Below are 5,487 nucleotides of genomic sequence, written 5' to 3' on the forward strand. Positions count from 1 at the left end.
CGTCAGCGCTGCTCACGGTTCCACGGCGACCGCATGCGCAGGAATCCGGCGAAATCGAATACGGAGGGTTACCAGCAATACGCCGTGTTCGAAAATCTGTTGTACCCCAGCGTGTTTGACGACCACCGCCAGCAGCCCCTCGGCCAAGGTCTTGATAGATCCTCTGCGGATCGGTCCATTCCTCCGCTCAAGCGTGGTGCGTAGTCAGACTGCCGTGGTGCCCCCGTCGACTACCAACTCCATACCATTGACAAAGCTAGAGTCGTTCGAGGCGAGGAACAGTGCGACCGTCGCAATCTCCTGGGGGCTACCGTTCTTTCCCCGTGGGATCAATGCCTCACGCGCCGTCATCGCGGCCTTCGTCTCGTCGTCGAACATCTGCTCCTGTCCTGGCGCGACGACCTGTCCCGGGGTCAGCACGTTGACCCGGATCCTCCTGTCCTTCAACTCGGCCAACCACACGCGGGCGTACGCAAGCAGTGCAGCCTTGCTCGCGGCGTACACACTCCAGGAGGGATAACCCCTGACCGAAGCGATTGACCCTGTCATGAAGATCGAGCCACCGTCGTTGAACAGTGGCAGTGCCTTCTGCACCGTGAACAGCGTGCCGCGCGCGTTCAGCCCGAAAGTGGCATCGAAGTGCTCCTCGGTGATCTCGCCGAGTTTGCGTTCCTCAGCCGTCCCGGCACTGGTCCACAACACGTCAATGGCGCCCTTCTCCCGCCTGACCGCGTCGAACAAACGGTTCAGATCCTCGAGGTTGGCCGAATCAGCCTGCACGCCGGTCACATTCCGGCCGATCAGTTCGACGGCGTCATCCAGAGCTTCCTGCCGCCGACCCGAGATGAAGACGTAAGCGCCCTCTTCAACGAACAACTTGGCACCGGCCAGCGCCATGCCACTTGATCCGCCCGTGATCACCACTACCTTGCCGTCAAGCTTGCCCATGATCGCCTCACTCCCCGCTCGTCCGGAGTTCCCAGGGCTGCATGCCGATTACAGCCGCAAGGTTGCGCTGCAGCGCGACGCCGGCCGGCAGCGTGCGGTAGAAGATGCTCACCTCGGCGATCCTGCCGTCTGCGTCGAGCAGGACGAAGAAGATTCCGTTGACCGCGGCGTCTCCGACTTGCAGCCGGAAGTGTGCGGCGTGGTGGGTCTCGCCGCTGAGAACCTCCAGATAGGTATCGTCGGATGACAGTTTGTTGACGGCCTTTATGGTTTTCACGGCAGCCTCGCGACCGGTGATTGGCTCATCGCCGAATGGGCCGTACAGCACCACGTCCTCGGCGAGCAAACGGGCGAGGGTGTCTTCGTCTGCGCCGCCGTGGATGCAGTCGACGAAGGACTCCAAGGTGTCGCGATGCGGGGCGAACGTGGTCATGGTCACTCCTCCTAGTGGGTGAACGTGCTTGGTGTGCCTGGGTTGTCAGCCGGCGGGGAAATAATGGCCGTTGTCCAAGTCGGCGAGCAGGTTGGGCTGAACGGGTTCCCAGCCCAGGGTCTGGCGCGTGATGAGGTTGGACGCCGGGAGGTCCATCGTCACCAGATTCGTGAACATTCCGAAGTATCCGGGCAGCATCAGTACGTCCGCCGGAACGCTCGTGACGGGCAGGCCTAGACGGCTACCAATGGCTTCGGCGATCTTGCGGAACGGGGTGCCCCCGTCCTCGATCGCGTGCCAATATCTGCCAGCCGGACCCTTCTCCAGCGCCAAGCGGAACAAGGAGGCGACATCGCGGATGTGCACGGCGCCCCATAGGTTCGCGCCGTCTCCGGGGTAGCCGACGAAGCCCTTCTCCTGCGCGAGCGCGATCAGCCCCGGGAGGAAGCCGGCACTGTCGGTCGTGCTGTGCGCGATCGTGGGAAACCGCACGATCGACGACCGCACTCCCCGGTCGGCGAGGCCGACGACGGCGGTCTCGACGGCGTTACGGAACCGCAGTGTGCCCCTGTACTCGTCGCTGCTGGACAGGGCTGGGTCCTCCTCGGTGGCCGGCCGGCCCAGGTTCCCGGGCGAGGCCATGCTGCCCGCCGCGACCAGTGGCTTTCCGGTTCCCGCGAGCGCCTCGCCGTACGCGAGGATGACTGGCAGCTCCGCGGCGGTCACGGCGTTGATCCCGCCGGATGGAAGCAGATCTTGCCTGTGTGCGACGTGGATGACGCCGTCGGAGTCCGCGGCCGCCTCCTTGAGCCCGTCGAGATCCTCGAGGCTGCCGAGACGCACCGTCGCACCGAGCGCGGACAGGGCCGCCGCGGCCGTGTCCGACCGGGCCAGGCCGGTGACCTCGTGCCCGGCGGCGATGAGCTCGGGGACGATGTACGAACCGGAATGGCCGGTCCCGCCAGTGACGAAAACACGCATGTGACAGTCCTTTTGAGGGTAGGTGGGCGCTCAGCTGAGAACGTTGACGCCGAGGAAGAAGTTGGTGTGCTTGACGGAGTTGGCGACGAGGCCCAGCTGCAGCAGCGCGGCGTGCTCGATTGCCCGCGCCATGGGCAGCTGCCCGGCGTCCAGCGGGCGCAGTCCCAGGCTCTCGATCAACGCCGACACACGTGCCTTTGCCTGCGTGTCGTCGCCGGCGATGAAAACGTCCACTGGGCGACCATCGGCTGAGCCGGCTGCCAGAACACCGGCGAACAGGGTGTTGAACGCCTTGACGACATGCGCGCTGGCGGGGGCAGCCTTGGCGATCTCCTGCGCGCCGGAACTGCCCTCGGGAGTGACGAAGCCCTTGGAATCGGAGGTGATGGGGTTGGTGATGTCGACGATGACCTTGCCGTTTAGTGCGTCCCCGTACTGACTAACCACCGCCGCGGCGTTGGCGTAGGGCACGGCGAGGATGACGATGTCCCCCACCGGGGCGGCACCGGCCGTCCCAACAGTGGCGCCGTCAAGCGCGGCGGCCAATTCGGTGGCTTTGGCCGGGTCGCGGCCGATGATCTCGACTGCGTTGCCGCCTGCGAGTGCCCGGTCGGCCAGGGTGCTGGCCATGTTCCCCAGGCCGATGATGCTGATGCTGCTCATGACTTATCCCATCGTGGTTGAGGGTCTAAAAGGTTGATGCCTCAACCATACGCGGAATTGGTGATGCGTCAACCAATCGGGGTAACGTGGAGGCCGTGGAACCGAACTGGCTGAACGCTCGTGAAGACCGCGCCTGGCGGGCCTTCACCTACGCGCATGATCAGATCGAGGCCCACTTGAGCCGCTGCCTGCAGGCATCGGGCCTGTCCGGCGCCGACTACACGATCCTGGCGTCGCTCTCGGATCACGACGAGGACCGAATGCCTTCCCATAATCTGCGCAACGCACTGGGCTGGGAGAAGAGCCGACTCTCCCACCAGCTGCGGCGCATGCAGCAGGACGGGCTGATCAGCCGCGAGCCCAACCCCGACGACGCCCGCAGCACCATGGTCTGTCTGCTGCCGGCTGGCCGCGCCGCCATCGAGAAGGCGGCGCCCAGGCACGTGGCGGACGTCCGCCAGAACTTCATCGACCTGTTCACCCCGGCTGAGCTCGACATGCTTGCCACCCTCAACGAACGAGTCCTGCACCACCTGGCAGAAGACGACGGCTCCCCCGCCGAAGACGAGCGCTCATAGCGCTCGTGTCGGCCACCGCCACAAGCCTTTCCGCCCACCGGAGGTCCACGCTGAGATGCTCCGCGCAGAGATGGTTTAGCGGACGCGCTTGACGCGGGCCTCGTCCCAGACGGGTTCGGCGGTCTCGCGGACGCCGCCGTCGGTGCCGAAGACGAGGAAGCGATCGAAGGTGCGGGCGAACCAGCGGTCGTGTGTAACGGCCAGCACGGTGCCCTCGTAGAACTCCAGGCCTTCCTGCAGGGCCTCGGCGGATTCCAGGTCGAGGTTGTCGGTTGGCTCGTCGAGCAACAACGCGGTCGCGCCTTCGAGCTCCAGTAGCAGGATCTGGAAGCGGGCCTGCTGCCCGCCCGAGAGCTTGCCGAACGGCTGGTCGCCTTGGCGCTCCAGTTCGTAGCGGCGCAGCGCGCTCATCGCCGCACCGCGGCCCCTGGCGTATACCTCCCACAGGGTGTCGACCAAGGTCCGTTTTTCCAGCTCGGGGTGGGCGTGCGTCTGAGCGAAGAATCCCGGGACGACCCGCGCCCCGAGCTTCCAGGTGCCGGTGTGGGCGACGTCCTGCCCGGCCAGCAGCCGCAGGAAATGCGATTTCCCTGAGCCGTTGGAGCCGAGCACCGCAACCCGCTCGCCGTAGAAGACCTCAAGGTTGAACGGCTGCATCAGGCCGGTCAATTCCAGGTCCTGGCAGGCGACGGCCCGCAGCCCGGTACGGCCGCCGCGCAGCCGCATCTTGATGTCCTGCTTGCGGGGCGGCTCCGGCGGCGGCCCGGCCTCCTCAAACATTCGCAGCCGCGTCTGGGCCGCCGCGTACCGGGACGCCATCGCGTCGCTGCGTCCCGCGTACCCGCGCATGTCCAGGACGAGCTTCTTCAGCTGAGCGTGCTTCTCGTCCCAGCGCCGGCGGAGCTCCTCGAACCGCTCGAAACGGCGTTCGCGCGCCTCGTGGAAGGATGCGAACCCGCCGCCGTGCACCCACACGTCCGAGCCGCTCGGCGTGGGCTCGACACTGGCGATCATGTTGGCGGCCAGCGACAGCAGCTCCCGGTCGTGCGACACGAACAGCACAGTCTTGGCGGTATTCCTCAGCTCCTCCTCCAGCCAGCGTTTACCCGGCACGTCCAGGTAGTTGTCCGGCTCGTCGAGCAGCAGCACCTCGTCGGGGCCGCGTAGCAGCGCCTCAAGAACCAGGCGCTTCTGCTCTCCGCCGGACAGGGTCCGCACATTTCGCCACTGGCACGTGTCGTAGGGCACGCCGAGGGCGGCCATCGTGCATTTATCCCACAGGGTCTCCGCCTCGTATCCACCCGCGTCGCCCCAGTCGCTCAGCGCCTGCGCGTAGGTCATTTGCGCGGCCTCGTCGTCGCGCTCTACGAGCGCCAGCTCGGCCGCATCGACCGCCCCCGCCGCGGCGGTGACGGCCGGCCGGGCGACCGCGACGAGTAGGTCGCGAACCGTCCGGTCGTCGCGGACCGAACCGATGAACTGCGGCATGATGCCGAGGCCGCCGCTGGTAGCGACCGTGCCCTCGTCGGGCTGCAGCTCACCGGCGATCAGGCGCATCAGCGTGGATTTCCCGGCCCCGTTTGGCCCGACCAAGGCGACGACCGAGCCTTGCTCGACCCGGAAGCTGGTGTCGGCCAGCAGCAGCCGTCCGTCCGGAAGGTAGTAGTCGACATGCGCTACCTCTAGGTGACCCATGGTCGCCATCATCGTCTAAGTGGTTAAGAACATGGACCAAGTCGTCCCCCCGCGGGGTGGGACGGACGGTCAGCGGAAGAGGCGGAAGAACCCGCGCACTTGCTCGACTAGCGACTCCGGCTGCTCCAGCGCGGCGAAGTGACCACCGCGCGGCAGCTCCTCGAACCAGCGCAGGTCGGTGAACCGCAG

At 66.3% G+C, this 5,487-nt stretch carries 7 protein-coding genes; 2 read left to right on the top strand and 5 right to left on the bottom strand.

The window, feature by feature from the left end:
- On the top strand, positions 1-204 hold a 204-nt coding region (locus ACRDUX_RS25395), incomplete at its 5' end, for a hypothetical protein (RefSeq protein WP_526417709.1).
- Here the strand turns inward: ACRDUX_RS25395 and ACRDUX_RS25400 are convergent.
- The 4 genes from ACRDUX_RS25400 to ACRDUX_RS25415 are packed head-to-tail and all read right to left on the bottom strand — an operon-like array spanning position 205 to position 3,025.
- Positions 205-948, bottom strand: a complete 744-nt coding sequence (locus ACRDUX_RS25400) for an SDR family NAD(P)-dependent oxidoreductase (protein ID WP_526417711.1) — start codon at positions 946-948, stop codon at positions 205-207. It abuts the gene before it with no gap.
- Positions 949-955: 7 nt separating this feature from the next.
- Positions 956-1,381, bottom strand: coding sequence for a nuclear transport factor 2 family protein (locus ACRDUX_RS25405; RefSeq protein ID WP_526417713.1), 426 nt, complete (start codon positions 1,379-1,381; stop codon positions 956-958).
- A 45-nt stretch (positions 1,382-1,426) separates the two neighbouring features.
- Positions 1,427-2,362 (bottom strand): SDR family oxidoreductase, encoded by a 936-nt coding sequence (locus ACRDUX_RS25410; RefSeq protein WP_526417715.1) that lies wholly within the window; start codon positions 2,360-2,362, stop codon positions 1,427-1,429.
- 30 nt (positions 2,363-2,392) lie between these two features.
- Entirely contained in the window at positions 2,393-3,025 is a 633-nt protein-coding gene (locus ACRDUX_RS25415; protein ID WP_526417717.1) for an NADPH-dependent F420 reductase, read from the bottom strand.
- Positions 3,026-3,120: 95 nt separating this feature from the next.
- On the opposite strand from ACRDUX_RS25415, the gene ACRDUX_RS25420 reads away from it, so the two are divergent.
- On the top strand, positions 3,121-3,603 hold the full coding sequence (locus ACRDUX_RS25420) for a MarR family winged helix-turn-helix transcriptional regulator (RefSeq protein WP_526417719.1): 483 nt from the start codon (positions 3,121-3,123) through the stop codon (positions 3,601-3,603).
- Positions 3,604-3,678: 75 nt separating this feature from the next.
- On the opposite strand, the gene ACRDUX_RS25425 is transcribed toward ACRDUX_RS25420, so the two are convergent.
- Positions 3,679-5,298 (bottom strand): ABC-F family ATP-binding cassette domain-containing protein, encoded by a 1,620-nt coding sequence (locus ACRDUX_RS25425; protein WP_526417721.1) that lies wholly within the window; start codon positions 5,296-5,298, stop codon positions 3,679-3,681.
- Positions 5,299-5,487: the final 189 nt, after the last annotated feature.

This window comes from Mycobacterium sp., from assembly GCF_050701675.1.
GTDB lineage: Bacteria > Actinomycetota > Actinomycetes > Mycobacteriales > Mycobacteriaceae > Mycobacterium.

Coding starts and splice junctions, on each gene's coding strand:
- ACRDUX_RS25400 (WP_526417711.1), bottom strand. CDS start 948: ATGGGCAAGCTTGACGGCAAGGTAGTGGTGATCACGGGCGGATCAAGT.
- ACRDUX_RS25410 (WP_526417715.1), bottom strand. CDS start 2,362: ATGCGTGTTTTCGTCACTGGCGGGACCGGCCATTCCGGTTCGTACATC.
- ACRDUX_RS25425 (WP_526417721.1), bottom strand. CDS start 5,298: ATGGGTCACCTAGAGGTAGCGCATGTCGACTACTACCTTCCGGACGGA.
- ACRDUX_RS25405 (WP_526417713.1), bottom strand. CDS start 1,381: ATGACCACGTTCGCCCCGCATCGCGACACCTTGGAGTCCTTCGTCGAC.
- ACRDUX_RS25415 (WP_526417717.1), bottom strand. CDS start 3,025: ATGAGCAGCATCAGCATCATCGGCCTGGGGAACATGGCCAGCACCCTG.